Here is a 19,622-nt window from a genome sequence, read left to right as displayed (position 1 = left end):
ATTTTTAGGCGAGCGGAAAATGCACCCGTTCGAGGCGGATTGCCAGCCTAAATTTGTTTCTTTTCATTAAATATAGTACATAAAAGTACAAGTGTTCAGTCAAAAAACTTCACGGACTGAGCCAAGCAATCTTTCAGACCATAAATCGCCCGCTCTTGTTGATCCCTCGACAGTTCCGGGAACATCGGCAAAGACAAGACCTCGCGGCAAACTTGCTCGGCCTGCGGCAACTGACCTGCTTGATAGCCCAAAGATTTGTAAACAGGTTGGAGGTGCAAAGGTAACGGATAGTAAACCATCGAACCGATGCCGCATTCCTGCAACTGAGCCCGCATCCAATCTCGAAAATTGCCAGAGGGATTTTGCGCCTCTTCTGAAGTTGTCAGCCGGATCGTGTATTGATTCCAAACTCCTTTTGCTTCCGGCAATGCTTTGGGGACGGCAACTCCGGGCACGCGGGAGAGAAATTCGCTGTAAAGTGCCGCTTTCTCCCGCCGCTGGGCGTTCCAACTGTCGAGATACCGCAATTTAATGCTGAGAATCACCGCTTGCAGGGCGTCTAAACGGCTGTTGTAGCCGATTTCTTCGTAGAAATACCTAGAAGACTGTCCGTGTTCTTTGAGCATTCTCATTGAAGCTGCCAGGGCTCGATCGTTTGTCGTCACCGCGCCTCCGTCACCGCAAGCGCCTAAATTTTTGGTCGGATAAAAACTGAAGCAGCCGACATGGCCGATGCTGCCGACTTTTCGAGACTGCCACTGGGCCCCGACAGACTGGGCGCAATCTTCAATTACGGCTAAATTGTGTCGAGTGGCAATTTCCATCAACCGAGTCATGTCTACCGGTTGGCCGAAGATGTGCACGGGCATAATTGCCTTGGTTTTTTCGGTAATTGCGGCTTCGAGGAGCTCGACATCCATATTAAAAGTCCCGCTGTCAATATCGACAAATACGGGAGTTGCGCCGACGGCGCTAATTGTCTCAGCCGAAGCAAAAAAGGTAAAAGGAGTGGTAATCACTTCATCGCCAGGGCCAATTTTGAGAGCTCGCAAAGCCAAAATCAAAGCATCGGTGCCGGAGTTGCAGCCCACGCACTCGGAAACTCCAGTGTAGTCGGCGAACTCTCGTTCAAAACTCTTCACGGCGGGGCCGCCTACGTAGCCGCCAGAGGCAAGCACTTTTTGCACCGCAGCAGTTATCTCGTCGCCAATTAAGGCGTACTGGCGGGTTAAGTCGAGGGGGGGAACATTATTCACTCTTCACACCACAAATTGCAACCATCATCAAAGCAAATTCTTACAGCAAAACTGTTTCTCAGAAACCTTTATTGCAATATCTTATATTTGGAAAGGGAAACAATCACATTATCGAAAGGGTGGGCGGGTGTTAATTCAGCTAGATTTTACAGATTTGGGTTGGGCTTTGGGGATGGTGGCGATCGCGATCGGGCTTTCGGCGTGGCAGAAATTGGGATTGGAGGGGGCGATCGCGATCGCCGCCGGGCGCACACTGATCCAGCTAATCTTGGTCGGCTACGTGCTCGCAGTCGTATTTGACCCCGAGGGAAAAAATCCTTGGCTGGTTTTAGCAGTTCTAGCAATCATGCTGACAACAGCTAGCATGGTTGCCAGCAACCGCATCAGCAAAAAAATCAAGAACTTACTGCCCTTAGTTTGGGGTTCAATTTTTATCAGTACGGCCTTGACTCTCGCCTATACAAACTTGCTAATTTTGCAACCTGACCCTTGGTACGAACCGCAATACCTGATTCCTTTAGCGGGTATGATTTTGGGCAATGCCATGAACTCCGGGGCGATCGCCGGCGAAAGACTTCTCAGTACAGTTAATAGCAGCCAGTTAGAAATAGAAACCCATTTAAGTTTAGGTTCCACGCCGCAGCAAGCAGTCAAACAATACCGCAAAGATGCGATCAAAGCTGGATTAATCCCCCTCTTAAATACAATGACGGTGGTAGGAATCGTGACTTTACCGGGAATGATGACAGGTCAAATGCTGAGCGGTGTCAGTCCTCTCGATGCAGCATCTTACCAGATTTTGATTATGTTTGTGTTAGCGCTGGCAACTTTAATCGCAACTCTGCTGTTGACTGAGGGATTGTCTCGGAAGTTTTTCAATCAAGACGCACAATTGATCAAATGGTAATTGTTAATTGGTGATTGTAGATGTAAATTGATTATGATTACCGTAGGGGCGGGTTCACCAATATCTTCCATACAAATGATAAATGTCATAAACCCGCCCGAGCCATAACTCAGGAGAATAGCCATGATTCAAACTGCAACTAAACCGCTAACTTTTGAAGAATTTGCGGAATGGAAGCCAGAAAATGCACGTTATGAACTGCACAATGGAGAGATTGTTGAAATGTCACAGCCATTAGGAGAGCATGAAGAAGTTATCAGTTTTTTAGTTTCAGAGTTAAACGCTGAGTCCAGAATGCGAAAACTTCCGTACATTTTCCCCAAACAAGCCTTAGTTAAAAAGCTCGAAAACCTCTCTGCTTATTCTCCAGATATTTTGATATTAAACCGCCCAAATTTAGCATCAGAACCTCTTTGGGAAAAGTTCTCAACTGTGACTCAAGGCGCATCAATTCCGCTCGTTGTTGAAGTCGTTAGCACGAATTGGCAAAATGACTACATCAGGAAGGTGGGCGAATATGAACTAATCGGGATTCCTGAATACTGGATTGTGGATTATCTCGGTTTGGGTGGCCGCAGGTTTATTGGCAATCCCAAGCAACCAACGATATCGGTTTATCAGTTAGTTGACGGCGAGTATGAGGTGAGTTTGTTTCGGGGAAATGATAGGATTGAGTCGCCAACTTTTCCAGAGTTAAAATTAACGGCACAACAAGTTTTTCAAGCTGGATTGACCGCAGGTGAAATTGCTGGCGATGCGTGAGTGTAAATATTTCGATCGTTCAGACAGATTTTTCGCCCTCACGCACCCTACAACTACAACTATTTCGGTTCGTGACTCCCAATCCGCTTGCCTTCGCCATCGTACACCTGCATCGGGATTTTGGCGTTTTCGGCGATCGCCTCCAAAGCTTTTTGCAACGTTTGAACGTGCTTTTCTACAGCTTGGCGAGTCTTCACAGCATTGTTGTTGTTTGCTTGGATGAAGGTTTGTTGCAGTTTCTGCACGTAATTAGGAGTCATCTGCACGGCAATCAAATCTTTGCTAACAGTATAGTCGCAAATCTTGGGGTTGCCTTTACAAGTTCTATCTAAATCGGTGCGGGCTTTTTGCAGTTTTCTTTCTTCCTGCAACCTTACTTCTGCTTGCTGCAATGAAGTTTTGTAGGAAGCGATCAGCGGTTGGGCTTTCTGGGAATAAGAAGTTGCCGCCGGCACTTGCTCCGCGTAACTCAAAGCTCTCCGCCAGTATTCTGATGCTTTAAACCAGGCGTTTTGCCCCTCAAAAATTTTAGCTTGAGCTGCTAAAGTGACTGCTTGAGTGTAGGCATCTTCAGAAATTCCTTCGACATTTTTGCGTTCGCGAGCTTGTGAAAGTTTGGTTTCGTATTTGGGAACTAGCAGTTTAGCTTGTTGGTAAGATGTCGTACCCGTGGGAATTTCTGATAGGATTTCGAGAGATTCTTCCCAACCTGATTGTACTTGAGCCCAAGTCTCGGCTGTCTGAGCTACTGCTTCGCGAGCTTCTGCTATTTGGGCTGTATTTTTGGCGGCGAGCAGCGTTTTTTCAGCTTGTTTCTCTGTGCTTAACTGGCGATTTCCAGTTGCTAAATTCTTCCGGTATTCTTTTGTCTTTCTCTGAGCAAACGGATAAACCGGGCTATCTGTGGGGATTTCTCCGAGTTCGGCGATCGCGCTTTGCCACAGAGCTTGCGCTTCCTGCCAATTCTCAGCAGAATAAGGCGGATTTTTGTTTTTTTGAGCTGCTGATTGTGCGAAGCGCGCTGCATCGATCGCAGAGTTTAAATTCTGACTTTGCTGGCGGTAGTTTTCCAGGGCGGTTTGAGCTTCACCGCGATGAATTGACCAAGAGGGAATCGGTTCCAAAAGGGCGATCGCCTGTTTTAACTGTTCCTGCGCTTCTTGAGGGCTGTTGGCAACTTTTGAGGTTTTCAGCGTCTTCGTCGAATTCTCGCTCAACTGTTTGGCATTAGCTAATGCAGTACATTCTCCGATGACACAGGGGCGGCTCAGCATATAATAACCGCCTGCCAAAATTAGCGCCGCCATGCTGACCATTCCTGCAGCAGCCAGCATCGCAAACGGTGAATGCTTGGGTTTTTGGGCAACTGTTACCGCTTCCATATCCAGCGGATTGAAGGGATTGTCTGCAATATCTGTCGGTATGGCAGCTACTTTAAAGGCGATCGGATCTGAATTGCTGGAGCTCTCAGACAAATTGGGGAAATATTCTTCATCCCACGCATCTTTCCCATCCGTTTCTAACGGTATTTCCTCCTTTACATCCGCCGTCTGGGCCGCATTTTCTGTTAAGACTATCCCGGTTTCTTCTGCGGGGGTATTCTCTGTTTTTTTGAACAACTGCACTGTTTTTTGTCTTGACAAAACAGGGTTGTGCATGGTAAAAGAATGGAAAGCATAAGGCTGTTTTTGCCCGGTAATTTTTAGGCAAAGTCCAATCTGTTGAATAGATTCTGGTTCTATTTCGAGAATGGCTGCTTCTAGCACTGCAAAAGTCGGTTTTGCTTTGAGAACTAAACTGCGCGGGTGTTCTCCCACAACCGTTAAAGATTCATCTCGAAAATCGCAACTGATATAAAGCGGTAATTTTTTAAATCCGGCTGCTTGTAAGTGCTGCTGCAACTTTACTTCTAAAATTTGGGCGTTGCTTTGTCGCGCTGCTACTGTCATATTTTTCCTCTCTCTGATATCACCACTTGAAATTTTAGATTTTAGATTTTAGATTTTAGATTTCGGATTGCGAAATAGCGAAATTGTCGGTATTTCCGATTTGTTTGAACTTGTACCGACTCATTCAAATCTCAATTCTTAAATCTTAACTCTCAAATCTTAACTCTCAAATCTCAATTTGCAAGGTCTCTCCATAACTTTCACTGTAATAAACTTGAGTCACGTCAAAACGCCCGCCGTATTGTTTCAAAGGTTCTGCTGCATAACCAAGCGGCAGCAAACAGCAAACATCTACTTCTTCGGGAACTTGAAAGGCTTCTTTCACCTTAGCGCTGACAAAACCTTCCATCGGACAACTGTCTACCCCAAAGCTTTTAGCTGCAATCATTAAGTGGGCTACTGCGAGCATTGTATGCCTGTTTGTCCAAGTTTCTAGGGACTCGAAGCAGGGACGGTTCTCGAACAATTGCGGGATTGCTTGCCGCATATAACCGGCTAAATTGTCATTCATTGCGCCTGCTGCTTTGCCCAACTCGATGACGGCTTCGGTGTTTTCGGGTTCACCGGCGCGCCGGTCGCCACAGCAAATTAATACTGTTGGGGCTTCTACCACTTGGCGCTGGTCGAAAGCGCAAGCTTTTAATTTTTGTTTGCTGGCTGGGTCTTGAAGTACGATAAACCGCCAAGGCTGCAAGTTGTAACCGGAGGGCGATCGCACTCCCAACCGCAAAATCTCTGCCAATATTGCTGGCGGAATCGGATCGGGTTTGAAGCTGCGCGCGGCCCGCCGGCTTTCGATCGCGGTTTTAACATTAATAGAAGGTTGGATTTCAATTGTCATAAATGATTGGTAATTGATAATTGGTAATCGGTATTTGGGAATTGGGTATCCGGTATCCGGTATTGGGTAATGGAAGTTGAAAGTTACGAGTTCAGTCCTAGACGCATAACCTAAATTATGTAGGGTGCAACCTACCTAAGCACCTTACGCCCATTAGGAATTGAGAATTATACCAGTTCCCAAAAGGATGCAACTTTAAAGAATATCCCAACCATTATGCAGTAAGTCATTCCCAATTTTTTAATCGACAATCGAAAATCGAAAATCGACAATCGTATCACCCCAAGCCCAACTCGCGCTTGAGCAAATTAATCGACTTAGAGCCGATGTAATTTTCGCAGCATACCAGTTGAGGGGGACGAATAATATCTTCTCTGACCGCGTTAATGGCAGCTTTTACTGTAGCAAAACTCGGTTGGTCGCAGAGAATTGTTCTGGCCGATCGCACGATCGAGTTAATCTTGTAGGCGTCTGACAGCAATGCCGTCATCACCAGCAAATCCTCTCCCCGGAGGCTGTGGATGATGACTTCGGTCGATCGCAACATTCCCGGACTCAGGCTGACAAGACCCAAATAACTGTCTTTCGGCAAACTCCCCACTAGCTGGATTTCCTGGCTGTAGTCGTAGATATCTACGGGAATGACTCGCACCGAACGCGGTGCCGAAATCGATTCTGCTTCTCCGATAAAATATCGGCTGGTGATCACAGTTCCCGAAGAGATTTGATCCAAAAAAGTACCTAGCTGTTCCATCGGCACTAACTGTATGGGAATGCGCAGAGCTTGTTCGAGTTCTTTCGCCATCAGCTCGCCCACGCCGATGTCTTCTGTGGGGGCTGTGACGAGCACTCGGGCGCTGCATCTGAGCCGCCAGTCAATTTCGGCCAAAAATAATTCCCTCGCTTGGTTGAGCGTACAGCCCTGTCCCAGCAGTTGATCCATACTTTCTTGCACTATTTTGTTGGCAAGGGGATATTCTTCGAGGATCGGAGATTTGAGTTTGCTGCCGCCTTCGTGGCCTTGAGCGCGGACGTAAATGCCAGATCCTGCTTGGGCTACTACGAGTCCCGTATTTTCTAGCTGTCGGTATACTTTGCTGATGGTGTTGCGGTGCAAACCCGTCTGCATGGCTAGTTGCCTGGTGCTGGGCAAGCGGTGTCCGGGCGGAAATTGTCGCGAGGCGATCGCAAACCTGATTTGATTGAATAGTTGGGTGGATGCTGGAATATCGCTATCTGTTTGAATATGAAATTGAACCATCTTAAAGGCTCCGAGGACTTCAACTTAGTATTTTTATAACGTCGAGTACCGCGGACAGGATTGCTCGGATATCTCTGTCTATAGCATAATCTGATTTGACCGATCTGCTCCGACGCTTTTGCTTGCCTTGCGATCGCAGCCACTTTTTCGTTCTCCCTAGGGACACGGCATTGCCGTGTCCCTACAATGGCTGTATCTCGCTTCAATATCTATAGGCGAACACTCCTAAAAAAACGCTTTTTATAAAATCGGGATGCTCCCTATTTACTCTCCGATTTCGGGAGCGCTTGCTGTTTTTCTAGCCGTCAGCAAATAAGTCCGCATTTCCCCTTTACCTTTAATCTCGATCTCGCCGCGATCTTCAAATTCATATTTATCCTGCAGCAACTCATAAGTATAGTGGCTGACTTGAATGCGACCTGTTATGCCGTGAGATTCCATGCGGCTAGCTGTATTTACGGCATTTCCCCACAAATCGTAAATGAATTTTTTAGTGCCGATTACCCCCGCTACCACCGGGCCGCTATTAATCCCGATGCGGAGGTCAAATTGCGCGTCTAGCTTCACATTTAATTCCTTAATTGCCGCTAGCATATCCAGCGCCATTTCGGCGATCGCTTCTGCGTGGTCTGGGCGTTCAATGGGAATACCGCCTGCTACCATGTAAGCGTCCCCGATCGTCTTGATTTTTTCTAAGCCGTGTTTCTCACTCAGTTGGTCAAAAGCTGAGAAAATTTCATTCAGCAAGTACACTAATTTAGTTGCGGACATGGTGGTAGAAATTTGGGTAAAATTCACCAAGTCAGCAAAAAGAATTGTTGCTTTTTCAAACTTATCTGCAATTAACCCCGGTTGGTACTTCAACCTGTCGGCGATCGGTTCTGGCAAAATATTTAGCAGTAAACTTTCAGTTTTTTTCTGTTCTTTCCTGAGTGCTGATTCCATCCGCTTGCGCTTGGTTATGTCGTGAAAAAACACTGAAATGCCGTCATGAGAAGGAAAAGCCCGGACTTCCACCCACACTTTTAAGGGACGATAATATTGTTCAAAAGCCACTCCAACTTGTTTTGCTACAGCTCCATGATACTCTTCATAAAAATCCGAATTCACTAATTCGGGAAACTCTTCCCAAAAATTTTTACCGTAAAGTTCTTCCGGCGAGCGCTGTAAAAATTGCGCTGCTTTGTAATTGACGTAAGTAAATCGCCACTGGAGGTCGAAAGCAAAAAAAGCATCGCTCATCCCTTCCAAAAAATTGACAATTTGCTCGTCACTTGAACGGAGTTTTGCTTCAACTTGTTTCTGCCGAACCTGTGCCCGCTTTAATTTAGTCAGATTAATTCGCAACTCCATTTGGCTGATAACTTGCCGTCCTAAAGTCCGCAGCGCTTCTAGCTGTTCTGGAGCGAGATTGCGAGGAACTGTATCTATCGCGCACAAAGTGCCGATCGGGAAACCGTCAGCAGTTACTAGCGGGGCTCCAGCATAAAATCGAATATTGGGATCGGAAGTTACTAGCGGATTGCCGGCAAAGCGATTGTCTTCTAGAGCATTCGGTACAACTAGCAATTCGTTGGGATTTAAAATAGCGTGGGCGCAAAAAGCTAACTCTCTCGGAGTTTCTGGCGCTTCCAGACCGACTTTTGATTTAAACCACTGTCGGTTAGAATCTATTAAGCTGACTAAAGCAATAGGAGTACCGCAAATATAGGAGGCTAAAGCTGTTAGGTCATCAAAAGCTGCTTCGGCATCTGTATCGAGAATGTGGTAGCGGTAAAGTGCTTCTAGCCTCTCTTCTTCGTTGCTGGGCAAAGGTGCAGCTTGCATCGGCGGCGGCGAGGATACACGTTTCCGAAAAATGCGCGCAAGTCTATGTGCTGCGAATTTTTGGACTTGCGCGGCCAGTTTTTCAACGAGCATCAAAAGACCTATTTGCCAAGCTTTATTCATCAAAAAAATGGGTTGGAAACCCCGTCCTAAAAGGACGGCTTTACGGTTCGCCAAGAGTTGTAAGCCAAAAACTTACAATCCGTGGGCTTTGCGTTTTGGCACAGGCGTTTTCCTGTATCAAGGTTGTGCAGGCTAATGCGAGATTTCTGAATATCTTCGCCACCTACATAACACTTGCCGTATTTCGGAGGTTTGACAATTCCCCCACGCTTTAATCCTTGTGACATGAAGCCACCATAAGGACGGCGATATCGGTTTTTCCCAGGATTGAAGACGTACCCAGGAATCGACACAATGGGCGTCAAAACCATTAGACAACTTTGCTGTGGATTTTTTCAAACCCCATTCTTGACGAGTTAAGTAAGTGTCGGTATAGCTATCAAACTTGGTGACGGGTGCAATTCTTTCTAATTGGGAATAACACCAATTTTTGCCGACCTCTAAAGTCGAAAATGACTTGTTCCATTTACGACAACCTTTTTTGGCTACAGCTTTTGTATCCTCAATTCCAATGTTTGAGATAGGAAATAAGCCATCAAAGACTTTAACTACTCGGATTTTGAACTGCCAGCGAGCTTTAGTGCTGGGAGGAATCGGGCCCCGCTTGCGGTTTTGATGGGGTTTGCGGCAAGGTGTTTTACGATAGCGCCTCGCACGTCTGGCATTTGTACTTGTCTCTTCAGACTCCTTGACCCAATCAACAGCATGAAATTGCTGATTTAAGTAGGTGTGAGCTTTTGATTTGACTGTGTAACCCTCACGTTTAGAACCCGGATCGATTCCAACTGCTACGGGTTGAGTATGACGATTTGAAGGTTCAACGTTTAAGCGAACACAAAATATCCCTTTACGGAAAAACGGTGTTGCTTTTTTAGATTTAATCCAACGCTCTGCCCTTGCGGGTGTTGTTGGCATTAAAGGACGCCGATCTCGATCGACTACGGGAACATATTGCATGGGGTTGGTTTAGCGGTAAGCCTAACTGTTTAATTTCCTTCGACTTTGACTAACGGAGTGGTTACGGGTTAGGAAGAGCGCCTGTAACGTCCCTTGAAGTGCCACATAAGAGTTAGTTCAAATTGGTTTCTCAACCCTTGTCTAGTCCTACTTGCGCTTGTTTTCCACCTATGGCTTGGCTTCCTTACAAGCCCCATCCCTTTAGGGTGGGGTTAGTGACCTTTATTTATCTTTTTTCATACCCGATCGAACTGAGGCCGATCGATCTAATTCAATCCATACTCATGCACTTACCGCAACTAACTCCTCAATCTCCAGAGCTTTTGTTGGCAATTTCCCTGTCAATACTTCTCTACCCTCTTCGCTAACAAGTATATCATCTTCTATGCGTATTCCCCGCACATCTGCGAATTTTTCCAACTCGTCCCACTTTACAAAATCTTTATATTTGGCGCGATTTTCCGAGTTATTCAAAATTGCCGGAACTTGATAAAATCCAGGTTCGATCGATACCAGCATTCCCGATCGCAAAACTCGATTCAGCCGCAAAAATCCCAGCCCAAACCGACTGCTTCTAACTCTCCCTTCTTCATAACCCGCCAAATCTCCTAAATCTTCCATATCGTGAACATCTAAACCGATTAAATGTCCGATTCCGTGGACAAAAAACAGCGCGTGAGCGTCCATTTCTACCAAATCTTCAACATGACCCCGCAAAATGCCCAAATCGACCAATCCTTCCGCCATAATTCGAGCAGCTAACAGGTGAATGTCTTGATATTCCACGCCCGGACTAATTTTATCGATACAAGCATCGTGCGCTGCCAAAACCACATCATATATCGCTTTTTGAGTCGGAGAAAACTTACCAGAAACAGGCCAAGTGCGAGTCACATCAGCCGCCCATCCCGTTGATGTTTCCGCACCGACATCTGCTAACAGCAAATCTCCTGTTTGTAGGGGATTGTGATAATGTTCGCTGTGCAGAACTTCTCCACGTACAGTCACGATACTGGGATAGGCATAGGTCATATTTTTGGAGATGATGACACTTTCCATTGCAGCGCGCACCCCGGCTTCAATTTGAGCATTTCGAGTTGCGGCCATTCCCGCTTTGTGAGCTGCTACGGTGACAGCCGCAGCTTGACGCAATTCGGCCAAACTGGCTGCATCGTGGTTCAGGCGCAGAGATACGATCGCCTGAGTTAATTCTAGGTCGATTCCGGTTGGCGAGTTAGGCGGTGCCAGAGGGCGATCGAGAATTTGAGACTGTTGCAACTGAGTCAAATAATCCTGGACGGCGATAGTTGCTGCATTTGTCGTTAGCGGAGCCCTCGAAGAGGATCGCGCTTTCAATTCGGCCATTGGAAAAGCAGCATCAGCCCCAATTAGTTCAGCAATTTCTGCTCTTTTTGGCATTTCTCCGTGCCACAGCGTGTTGCTAGCAGGTGCGTCATCTAAGAACAGTTCTAACTTACCCGATTCTAAGCGAATGGCCGCATTTTCTAATGGCAAACCAGCAAAATATAGAAAGTGACTGCTGGCGCGAAAAGGGAAAGTAAGTGCCGGATAATTGCGAGGAATGCTGCGACCAGACCAGAGAATTACCGGAAAATTAATTAAATTGGCCAGTTTTTGCCGCCTTTGGTGTAAAGTATTAGTTAACAAATCATAACCTGCTGTAATTCTCATGGGTAAAAACCGATAAATTTGAGTTTGGTTTGCAATAAAGCGGAAGTCGTTTGAGTCTCGGGATTAAAGCACTAAATTCCTGACTGCCAACTTGGCAGCAATTTTTGGAAAAAGTCTCATCTTGCTCGGATTTTTTGCTATCATTTTTAGGGCGGTATTTTTAATCGTATTTGTCGTCATCGCCGGCATGATTTTGTTAAGCAGGAACCCTGCCGGCTGCGAGGAAAGAAAGGCTGAAAGTGCTACTGTGCAGCCAATTACCAGAAATGTCACCATACCCGCAATTAGCTAAATTTGTTGGTCTGGTTTTTGTTGATTTTGCGAGCTGAGCGATCGCCTGTATTGACGGTTTGATATTTTAGACTTTAAAGTATAAGTAAAATTCACTGAAAAAACATGAAAATTTCTCACAAAGCTCCTCAAACTTCCGTACAAGTACGCGACTGGCCTATCGCACACTTACCGGGATTGAGCAAGGAAAACCAATCTCAACTGGAAGAGTGCAGCATCACCACAACCGGACAACTAATTCGCATGACGAAAACGCAGGCTGCAAAAGCATTGCTAGCGCATCAATTACAGATTAACATTCAATATATTAATAAATGGGCAGCCATGGCAAATTTGGCTCGAATTCCGAGTGTAGGTTGTCAGTATTGCGGGCTGTTACTGCACGCCGGCGTTGCTTCTCCGGCTCAATTGGCTCAAATGCCCGTGGAGAGATTGCACCAACAAATTTTAAGGCTGCACGTAGCGACAATGCAGCGCAATGACTTGACTCCTTCAGTCGATCGCGTGCAAAAATGGGTTCAACAAGCTAGATTAGTCAGCAGTCATTAGTCATTAGTCAGCAGTCATTAGTCATTAGTCAGTGGTCATTAGTTATTGGTTATTAGTTATTGGTTAATTCCCAATTCCCCATTCCCAACTCCCAATTCCCCATTCCCCATATTATGTCAATTAAAGTTTACGGAATCCCGAACTGCGGAACCTGCAAAAAAGCTTTCCAGTGGCTCCAAGATAGCGGCGTTAATTACGAGTTTATTAACACAAAAGAACAGCCGCCGCATCGCGAAACAATTCAAAGCTGGGTAGCTGCTTTGGGTTTTAAACCCATGCGAAATACTTCCGGTCAATCTTACCGTGCTTTGGGGGACGACAAGAATAATTGGACGAGCGAACAGTGGGTGGAGGCTTTTGCTAAGGATGCGATGCTGCTGAAACGTCCTCTTTTCGTTAAAGATGGAACGGCTGTCTTAGTAGGTTTCAAACAAGACGCAATTCGAGAAAAATTGGGGCTTTAAAATGGCTGAGTTCAGCCTGTTGTTCGCCGCAAAAACTTAAGTTCGCCCACATCATCCGTAAAACCCCAACGCTCGTAAAACGGCATCATGTTGGGCAAACAATTAAGATAAAAATGCTCGACATCTTGCAGTTCGGGATGGCTTAAAACTGCATCCATCAACTTCGCACCCAGTCCCATCTTTCTGTGTGTCGGCTTGATAATGACATCAAAAATCATGGCTCTGTATACGAAATCGGTAATGACGCGGATAATGCCAATTAGTCGATCGCTCTCATCGACAAAACCAATGGTAACATCAGTAGAAGCCAGCATTTTGACAACATCCTCCCGCTTCCGCTTGTCGCTCCAAAACTCGTTTTTGTATAAATCCATCAAGTCAGAAATCTGGCTGTCAGTCAAAGTTTCGACAATTCGGTACTTATCCATATCTTCCCTCATAAAAATTAGAAGACTAAAGTCCTCACCACCAACCAAATTATGATTGTTTTACTGTTACCAAGCTGGACATTGCATCACCCCCTAGCATGAATTTTACTGCTGCACTTCTGTTTCCTGGCTTTCAAATACCACTTTTGCATAAATCTCGCTCATCGACATTTGCACTCGCAAGGAAGCAAAAGAAACTGTTGCTGTCTCTCCCTCATATTCCCGAAACAACCATTCATTTGATTCTGTTTTAATATATTGTGCGACTAAAAACTCAGATTGATTGACTAACACATATTCACGGAATTCAGGGATCGATCGATAAAACCGAAACTTATCCTCTCGATCGAAATCCTTGGTAGACTTAGAAAGCACTTCCACGATGAGCATCGGATTGAGGATCTCATCACTGCGTCCCTCGGTAAAAACTGGTTCCCCTTCAATCACCATCACATCCGGGTAAGTTCCCCGTCGATACCGAGGAATCCACAACCGCAAATCGTTGTGAAAAAGCTCATAGGGCTGCCCCTCAAGCAAATTTCCCAAGACTCTACTCAAATTTCGGATAATCCGGCTGTGATTAATACTACCACCCGTCATTTTTACAATTTCTCCATCGCGGTATTCATTTCTAAACTCAGCATTTTCCTCTAACTTCCGGTACTCATCTGGAGTATAAAACTTTTTCTTACTTTGTACTAACATTGTTGCCTCTGTACTAACTTTTATCTACGTTTATCTGCGTTAATCTGCCTGCATCTGCGGTTAAAAATCATAACTAACAGTATATCACAACAAAAAAGCGCCCAACTTCAATAGTTAGGCGCTTTTCCCGATTTCCAAACAGGTAAACTTAATCGCGGCTAGACAACAAATTCGATTCAACTTTTGCAGCCACCACAGGTTTCATCTGACTCAATGCCGACTGCAAGATGGGACTTTTGGTAACAGCATCATTAGCCAAATTAAACAAAGGGTTCGACAAAATACCTGCCAAACTTGTCGCAACCAAGGCGAGTACAACGCTGACCTGCAAAGGCCGCATTCCCTGAAGGTTCCAGCGAACTTCGGGATAAGTTTTCACCGCATCCGACATTTCTTGAGGTTCCTTGACTACCATCATCTTGACAACGCGGATGTAGTAGTAAATCGAAACGACGCTGGTAATTAATCCCAGAATAACTAAGCCGTAAAGTCCAGCTTGCCAGCCGGCCCAGAACAGATAGATTTTGCCAAAAAATCCAGCCAGCGGCGGAATTCCGCCGAGAGAAAGCAGGCAAATACTCAAGGTTAAAGTTAGCAGCGGGTCTTTTTGATACAAACCGGAGTATTCGCTAATTTGGTCGGTTCCAGTCCGCAGCGAGAACAGGATGATGCAGGCGAAAGCGCCCAAGTTCATAAACAGGTAAACCAACATATAAAATATCATGCTGGAGTAACCGGCTTCTGTTCCTGCAACCAAACCAATCATTACAAAACCGGCTTGCCCGATCGACGAATAAGCCAAAAGCCGCTTCATGCTAGTCTGGGCGAGGGCAACCACATTACCCAACACCATGCTGAGAATAGCTAAGGCCGTGAATACGAAGTGCCACTGTTCGGTAAGTGCGGGGAAAGCAGTTGTTAACAAGCGAATTGCTAGGGCAAAACCTGCTGCTTTGGAACCGACAGAAAGAAAGGCAACCACGGGTGTAGGAGAACCTTCGTAAACGTCAGGAGTCCACTGGTGGAAGGGAACTGCAGAGATTTTGAAGGCGATTCCGGCGATCGCAAAAACCAAAGCAATCACCAAACCGAGAGATTGACCTTCATTCACAGTAGAAAGGTTAGCCGCGATCGCACTCAGCTTAGTTTCGCCGCCAGACAACCCGTACAACAGCGAAATACCGTAGAGAAACACCGCCGAAGAAGATGCACCAATTAACAAATATTTCAAAGCAGCTTCATTGGAACGCGGGTCGCGTTTTGTGTAACCCGTCAGCAAATAAGACGAGATACTCAGAGTTTCCAAGGAAATAAAAATCATCACCAATTCATCAGCGCCGCTGAGGAACATTCCCCCCAAAGTAGCGCTGAGTAAAATGCCGATAAATTCGGCTAAAGCTGTACCCGTTTGCAGTACATAGCGGACGGAGATCAAAATAGTGACAGCCGCACTCAAAACGATAATTCCGCGAAATACTAAACTCAAGGCATCGCTGTTAAAACCGCCCAGAAACGAGATGGTATCCGTGTTATCCCACTGCAAACACAAGGCAGCGACGGCGGCCAGCAAACCCGCAACGGCAGCGTAGGGAGTCCAACCCGAGGAACTGCGGCCTACGATTAAATCGCCGACGAGAACAACCAAGAGGGTGATGATGACAATTCCCTCCGGTAAGATAGTTCCAGCATTTAGCTGGGCGGCAAGAGTAGCAAAATCCATATTTTCACGCAGGTTGGGTAGTACAAGCCGCAAAGGCTGTAATGGGCAGCGAACTCGTAAAAATTCTTTACCAAACACAGATTGTAGCTGATTACAGCTTCGCGCTCCCAGTTTTGCGGGTGTTTGTGACCCGGGAGTTGATACTCGGTAGCGGTTTTGCATACATTGGCGCGCATTGTAGAGATTGCCAACTGATGTCACCTGCGACGAAAGTCGCGATCGACCATAACTGCCACAATATAGAAAGTTAAACCAGTAATTCGGCATGGCTTACTTGCTAAGTGCGTACAAACAACTTATTCTCAATGACTTCAACAACCGTCCCGACTGCGAAAATGAATTTCACAAACAAGCTGCAACTCGGTTAGTAGAATTGGCAAAAGTGCGATCGTCGGGGCAGCAAGTTCTAGATATCGCCCCCGGAACAGGTTTAGCGGCAATTGCGGAGGATGCACTTAGGTCGATCGAACTCAATCAAATATCAGTCGCTTTTTCGATACCAGGAATGCTATAGCTAGTATGTCTAAACTACTCAATTACATCTGTATCTTTATTATTACAGGCTGGCTGCTGTTTGCTTGTCAGTCTTCAGCACCTGTAAAAGTAAAACGTCCTCCCCTGAAAGTAAGTTGTATCTCTTTTGTTGGCCATACACCTGCCATCATCGCTCGAGAGAAAGGATTCTTCAAAGCGCAAGGAATAGACGTGGAACTCAGCTATGCAGACTACTTACAATTGCAACAAGCAGATTTCAGTGCAGGGAAGTATGATGGGATCGGATTGACCTTGGGCGATTTTATCATCTTGAGTGCCACAAATCCCGATATACAAACTGTGATGGTTGTGGATGAATCGACAGGTGCAGATGTGGTAGTCGCGCAATCCGACATTAAAACAATCCTTAACTTGAAAGGAAAAAAGCTTGGTGCAAATCTAGGCAGCTTTAGCGAAGTCTTCGTTAGTGAGATGTTGAAAATCTCTAAGCTGACGAGCGATGATGTTAGGCTGGTTAAAGTTGATGGTTTAGAAGTTACCCAGCGCTTGCAAAACAATGCTATCCAAGCAGGGCACACTTGGGAACCGCATATTTCTGAAGCATTAGAATTAGGGGCAAAAATTTTGTTTACCAGCAAACAAACCCCTGGCTTAATTTTGGATGTAGTCGCGTTTCGGGGTGAGGTCATACGCGATCGCCCCCAAGATATTCGCGCCTTTGTGCGAGGCTGGCTTCAAGGCTTGTCCTATTGGGAAGCCAATGTTCCCGAAGGAAACGCGATCGCGAGCAAAGCGTTGAATATTCCCAGCAAGACAATATCTTTCGAGGGAATAGACCTGACTGACTTGGCAGAAAATCAAAAATACTTTCAATCAGACAGTCCTAAGTATATATACAAAACTGCCACTAAATATGCGGATTTTTTTATTCGCACGGGCAATGTAACGCGCCTTCCCAATCTAGAAACCTTGTTCAATTCTTCTTTCTTAACTCCCCCTCCTAGTCTGAAACCATGAATCGCTATTTTTTCAAAAGCATTCGTACAAAGTTAATCTTGTCGTTTCTCGTCGTTGCTCTGATTCCATTGCTGTTGTTAGCATTTATCGACAAACATACAACCGAAAACGCCTTGACCGAAAACGCACGACAAGCCCTATCTGCTCAGGCTCACGAAACCGCTAACAGAATAGATGGGTTTATCGATGCGAATCTCAATGCCGTGCGCGTAGAAGCAATTTTACCGGGTTTGGCAGCCTATCTGGACCTACCTCCAGAACGGCGAAAGGATAGTCCCCAAGAGATATTAGCGACTGAAACCTTAACCAGGCTCAGTCGCAAAGATACGCTTAATATTATCTCCTATGCCTTGCTCAACTTAAAGGGACAGAATGTACTCGATACGAATACACCGGATGTTGGACGAGATGAATCCGGTCAAGATTACTTCCAAAAACCGCTCAAAACTCAACTACCTTTTGTTTCTAGTATTAGGCAATCGCCGACAATTCCCAACCTCGTTACGCTGTTCTTTAGCAGTCCTGTTCGCGATGCGAAGGGAAATACATTGGGTGTATTGCGGGTGGCATACAATGCCACATCTGTCCAGCAGTTGGTGACTCGAGAAACTGAACACGGAGGTGCGAAATCGTTAGCAGTTCTTTTAGATGAAAACTATATCCATTTGGCACATAGCACTAAACCAGAACTCCTTTTCAAATCCATTGTGCCTTTGTCGCCCAATCTTGTAGCGAAACTGAAACGCGAAGGGCGTTTGCCTAAGAATCTAAGGAAAGAACTTGCAATCAATTTGCCCGAACTCAAGCAAGCATTAGACACTAAACAGCCTTATCTAACCACACGATTACCAGGTAGGGGTAATAAAAATGAGTTGAGCCTTTTAGCGATCGCCCGCCTGAAACATCAACGTTGGTCAGTCCTTTTCGCACAGCCCATTGCCGTTGCCCTAGCACCTGTAGAAAAACAAATACGCGATGCACTTCTTTTATTAGCAATCATCGCCACACTTGTAACTGTCATCGCTTTTGCGATCGCACAACTATTAACAAAGCCTGTGATTGACCTCACCCAAGCGGTTACTCAGTTTACGGCCGGTCGCTTAGATATGCGTGTGAAGATGCGATCGCAAGACGAAATCGGTCTGCTGGCACGATCCTTCAACAGTATGGCGAGGCAACTCCAAGAATCCTTTGAAACCCTCGAAGACAAAGTTAAAGAACGAACAGCAGAACTAGCTAATGCTAATGAGGAAATCATTGCCCTCAACGCAAAACTCAAAGAAGACAACCTCCGTTTAGGTGCAGAATTGAATGTGGCGCGTCAGATCCAGCAAATGATTTTGCCCAACCCTGATGAACTGGAAATTGACGGACTAGATATCGCCGCATATATGGAATCCGCCGATGAAGTAGGAGGTGATTACTACGACGTGCTACAGATCGATGGTGTGGTAACACTGGGTATCGGCGATGTCACCGGACACGGCCTGGAGAGTGGCATTCTAATGCTGATGACGCAAACCTCAGTTCGCACCCTGCAAGAGATTCGCGAACTAGACCCCGTTCGATTCCTCGATGTACTCAACCGTACCCTCTACAAAAACGTGCAGCGGATGAATTCTGAGAAAAGTTTGACGCTGGCGATTTTGAACTATTCCGAAGGACGAATCAGCATCAGCGGTCAACATGAAGAAACGCTAGTGGTACGAAAAAATGGAGAGGTTGAGCGCATCGACACGATGGATTTAGGCTTCCCGATCGCTTTAGATGATGATATCGCAGACTTCATCAGTCACATCCTGATTGAACTAGAACCTGGGGATGGCGTGGTGCTTTATACTGATGGCATTCCAGAAGCCTATAACATCGGCAAAAAGCAGTATGGACTGAAGCAATTGTGTCAAGTGATCGGTCAAAATTGGCACAAGTCTGCTGGAGAAATTAAGGAGGCGGTGATTGCAGATGTGCGACAACATATCGGTAAGCAGAAAGTATTTGATGATATTACGTTGCTAGTCTTTAAGCGGGAGGCTGACGTTACTGAAAAGGGAACTTTAGTTAAAAATATAATTTCCCAAAAAAATACTACCGCGACACTGAGAGTTTGAGTAATAATTTATGAAAATAAATTACTAAAAAACAATTGATTTAACGGCAGACGCTTTAAAAATAATTCTGGGAGCATCTCAATGAAAGCAGTTAAGCTAGAAATTGGAGTTTTAAGGCAGAACGGCCCGAGGCTGCGAGGCAGGAGGAAAGAGGAAGAAGGAAAGAGGAAGAAGGAAGGAGCCAGAAGAAGTGTTTTTACAAATATGAGATGCTCCCATAATTCTGTCGCAGCGCCGTGAACTATAGCTAATAGACCAAAAATTCTGCCT

General features: G+C 45.7%; 17 protein-coding genes. 7 read left to right on the top strand and 10 right to left on the bottom strand.

Annotated elements, in window-relative coordinates; genetic code table 11:
• Positions 1–95 precede the first annotated feature (95 nt).
• Positions 96–1,256 (bottom strand): DegT/DnrJ/EryC1/StrS family aminotransferase, encoded by a 1,161-nt coding sequence (locus tag QUA99_RS07920; RefSeq protein ID WP_333235532.1) that lies wholly within the window; start codon positions 1,254–1,256, stop codon positions 96–98.
• 127 nt (positions 1,257–1,383) lie between these two features.
• Here QUA99_RS07920 and QUA99_RS07915 point away from each other — a divergent pair, with 127 nt between their 5' ends.
• Together QUA99_RS07915 and QUA99_RS07910 are read left to right on the top strand one after the other, a co-directional pair.
• Complete coding sequence (locus QUA99_RS07915) at positions 1,384–2,163, top strand: ABC transporter permease (RefSeq protein WP_333235533.1); 780 nt, start codon at positions 1,384–1,386, stop codon at positions 2,161–2,163.
• 123 nt (positions 2,164–2,286) lie between these two features.
• Positions 2,287–2,925: a Uma2 family endonuclease gene (locus QUA99_RS07910; RefSeq protein WP_333235535.1), complete on the top strand. Its 639-nt coding sequence runs from the start codon at positions 2,287–2,289 to the stop codon at positions 2,923–2,925.
• 59 nt (positions 2,926–2,984) lie between these two features.
• On the opposite strand, the gene QUA99_RS07905 is transcribed toward QUA99_RS07910, so the two are convergent.
• The 6 genes from QUA99_RS07905 to QUA99_RS07880 form a co-directional block, all read right to left on the bottom strand.
• Positions 2,985–4,874 carry a hypothetical protein gene (locus QUA99_RS07905; RefSeq protein WP_333235536.1) on the bottom strand — a complete coding sequence of 630 codons (1,890 nt, stop codon included), beginning with the start codon at positions 4,872–4,874 and terminating at the stop codon, positions 2,985–2,987.
• 166 nt (positions 4,875–5,040) lie between these two features.
• A complete protein-coding gene (locus tag QUA99_RS07900; protein WP_333235537.1) occupies positions 5,041–5,715 on the bottom strand; it encodes a nitroreductase family protein in 675 nt (224 codons plus the stop codon).
• A gap of 277 nt (positions 5,716–5,992) precedes the next feature.
• Entirely contained in the window at positions 5,993–6,976 is a 984-nt protein-coding gene (locus QUA99_RS07895) for a GntR family transcriptional regulator (protein ID WP_333235539.1), read from the bottom strand.
• A gap of 264 nt (positions 6,977–7,240) precedes the next feature.
• Positions 7,241–8,896 carry an adenylate/guanylate cyclase domain-containing protein gene (locus QUA99_RS07890; RefSeq protein WP_333235540.1) on the bottom strand — a complete coding sequence of 552 codons (1,656 nt, stop codon included), beginning with the start codon at positions 8,894–8,896 and terminating at the stop codon, positions 7,241–7,243.
• Between the two features lie 162 nt (positions 8,897–9,058).
• Positions 9,059–9,883, bottom strand: a complete 825-nt coding sequence (locus tag QUA99_RS07885; protein WP_333235542.1) for an RRXRR domain-containing protein — start codon at positions 9,881–9,883, stop codon at positions 9,059–9,061.
• A 282-nt stretch (positions 9,884–10,165) separates the two neighbouring features.
• On the bottom strand, positions 10,166–11,575 hold the full coding sequence (locus QUA99_RS07880) for an aminopeptidase P family protein (RefSeq protein WP_333235543.1): 1,410 nt from the start codon (positions 11,573–11,575) through the stop codon (positions 10,166–10,168).
• A gap of 396 nt (positions 11,576–11,971) precedes the next feature.
• On the opposite strand from QUA99_RS07880, the gene QUA99_RS07875 reads away from it, so the two are divergent.
• Positions 11,972–12,415, top strand: a complete 444-nt coding sequence (locus tag QUA99_RS07875; protein WP_333235544.1) for a DUF4332 domain-containing protein — start codon at positions 11,972–11,974, stop codon at positions 12,413–12,415.
• A 113-nt stretch (positions 12,416–12,528) separates the two neighbouring features.
• The gene (locus QUA99_RS07870; RefSeq protein ID WP_333235545.1) at positions 12,529–12,879 is read left to right on the top strand and encodes a Spx/MgsR family RNA polymerase-binding regulatory protein; all 351 of its coding nucleotides are present in this window, start codon (positions 12,529–12,531) and stop codon (positions 12,877–12,879) included.
• Positions 12,880–12,890: 11 nt separating this feature from the next.
• Here QUA99_RS07870 and QUA99_RS07865 read toward each other — a convergent pair whose 3' ends face one another.
• The 3 genes from QUA99_RS07865 to QUA99_RS07855 all read right to left on the bottom strand — a co-directional run bounded on the left by QUA99_RS07865 (position 12,891) and on the right by QUA99_RS07855 (position 15,732).
• Positions 12,891–13,307, bottom strand: a complete 417-nt coding sequence (locus QUA99_RS07865) for a GNAT family N-acetyltransferase (RefSeq protein ID WP_333235546.1) — start codon at positions 13,305–13,307, stop codon at positions 12,891–12,893.
• A 105-nt stretch (positions 13,308–13,412) separates the two neighbouring features.
• Entirely contained in the window at positions 13,413–14,012 is a 600-nt protein-coding gene (locus tag QUA99_RS07860) for a Uma2 family endonuclease (protein ID WP_333235547.1), read from the bottom strand.
• 148 nt (positions 14,013–14,160) lie between these two features.
• Positions 14,161–15,732, bottom strand: coding sequence for an NAD(P)H-quinone oxidoreductase subunit N (locus QUA99_RS07855; protein WP_333235565.1), 1,572 nt, complete (start codon positions 15,730–15,732; stop codon positions 14,161–14,163).
• A 265-nt stretch (positions 15,733–15,997) separates the two neighbouring features.
• Between QUA99_RS07855 and QUA99_RS07850 the strand changes: the two genes are divergently transcribed.
• The 3 genes from QUA99_RS07850 to QUA99_RS07840 are packed head-to-tail and all read left to right on the top strand — an operon-like array spanning position 15,998 to position 19,352.
• Positions 15,998–16,246, top strand: a complete 249-nt coding sequence (locus QUA99_RS07850) for a hypothetical protein (RefSeq protein ID WP_333235549.1) — start codon at positions 15,998–16,000, stop codon at positions 16,244–16,246.
• A gap of 5 nt (positions 16,247–16,251) precedes the next feature.
• Positions 16,252–17,244, top strand: a complete 993-nt coding sequence (locus tag QUA99_RS07845; protein WP_333235550.1) for an ABC transporter substrate-binding protein — start codon at positions 16,252–16,254, stop codon at positions 17,242–17,244.
• Positions 17,241–19,352 (top strand): SpoIIE family protein phosphatase, encoded by a 2,112-nt coding sequence (locus tag QUA99_RS07840; protein ID WP_333235551.1) that lies wholly within the window; start codon positions 17,241–17,243, stop codon positions 19,350–19,352. Before QUA99_RS07845 ends, QUA99_RS07840 begins: the two co-directional genes overlap by 4 nt.
• The last annotated feature ends 270 nt before the right edge of the window (positions 19,353–19,622 follow it).

Origin of the sequence: Microcoleus sp. F10-B2 (genome assembly GCF_036704965.1) — a bacterium.
Lineage (GTDB): Bacteria > Cyanobacteriota > Cyanobacteriia > Cyanobacteriales > Microcoleaceae > Microcoleus.
The sequence above is the reverse complement of the archived record's forward strand: the minus strand, read 5'-3'. Positions and strand labels throughout refer to the sequence as shown.

What these genes read in the sequence shown, in the direction of transcription:
- QUA99_RS07875 (WP_333235544.1), top strand. Translation starts at nt 11,972, where the DNA reads ATGAAAATTTCTCACAAAGCTCCTCAAACTTCCGTACAAGTACGCGAC.
- QUA99_RS07910 (WP_333235535.1), top strand. Translation starts at nt 2,287, where the DNA reads ATGATTCAAACTGCAACTAAACCGCTAACTTTTGAAGAATTTGCGGAA.
- QUA99_RS07890 (WP_333235540.1), bottom strand. Translation starts at nt 8,896, where the DNA reads ATGCTCGTTGAAAAACTGGCCGCGCAAGTCCAAAAATTCGCAGCACAT.
- QUA99_RS07905 (WP_333235536.1), bottom strand. Translation starts at nt 4,874, where the DNA reads ATGACAGTAGCAGCGCGACAAAGCAACGCCCAAATTTTAGAAGTAAAG.
- QUA99_RS07885 (WP_333235542.1), bottom strand. Translation starts at nt 9,883, where the DNA reads ATGCAATATGTTCCCGTAGTCGATCGAGATCGGCGTCCTTTAATGCCA.
- QUA99_RS07900 (WP_333235537.1), bottom strand. Translation starts at nt 5,715, where the DNA reads ATGACAATTGAAATCCAACCTTCTATTAATGTTAAAACCGCGATCGAA.
- QUA99_RS07895 (WP_333235539.1), bottom strand. Translation starts at nt 6,976, where the DNA reads ATGGTTCAATTTCATATTCAAACAGATAGCGATATTCCAGCATCCACC.
- QUA99_RS07855 (WP_333235565.1), bottom strand. Translation starts at nt 15,732, where the DNA reads ATGGATTTTGCTACTCTTGCCGCCCAGCTAAATGCTGGAACTATCTTA.
- QUA99_RS07845 (WP_333235550.1), top strand. Translation starts at nt 16,252, where the DNA reads ATGTCTAAACTACTCAATTACATCTGTATCTTTATTATTACAGGCTGG.
- QUA99_RS07870 (WP_333235545.1), top strand. Translation starts at nt 12,529, where the DNA reads ATGTCAATTAAAGTTTACGGAATCCCGAACTGCGGAACCTGCAAAAAA.
- QUA99_RS07850 (WP_333235549.1), top strand. Translation starts at nt 15,998, where the DNA reads ATGGCTTACTTGCTAAGTGCGTACAAACAACTTATTCTCAATGACTTC.
- QUA99_RS07840 (WP_333235551.1), top strand. Translation starts at nt 17,241, where the DNA reads ATGAATCGCTATTTTTTCAAAAGCATTCGTACAAAGTTAATCTTGTCG.
- QUA99_RS07865 (WP_333235546.1), bottom strand. Translation starts at nt 13,307, where the DNA reads ATGGATAAGTACCGAATTGTCGAAACTTTGACTGACAGCCAGATTTCT.
- QUA99_RS07880 (WP_333235543.1), bottom strand. Translation starts at nt 11,575, where the DNA reads ATGAGAATTACAGCAGGTTATGATTTGTTAACTAATACTTTACACCAA.
- QUA99_RS07860 (WP_333235547.1), bottom strand. Translation starts at nt 14,012, where the DNA reads ATGTTAGTACAAAGTAAGAAAAAGTTTTATACTCCAGATGAGTACCGG.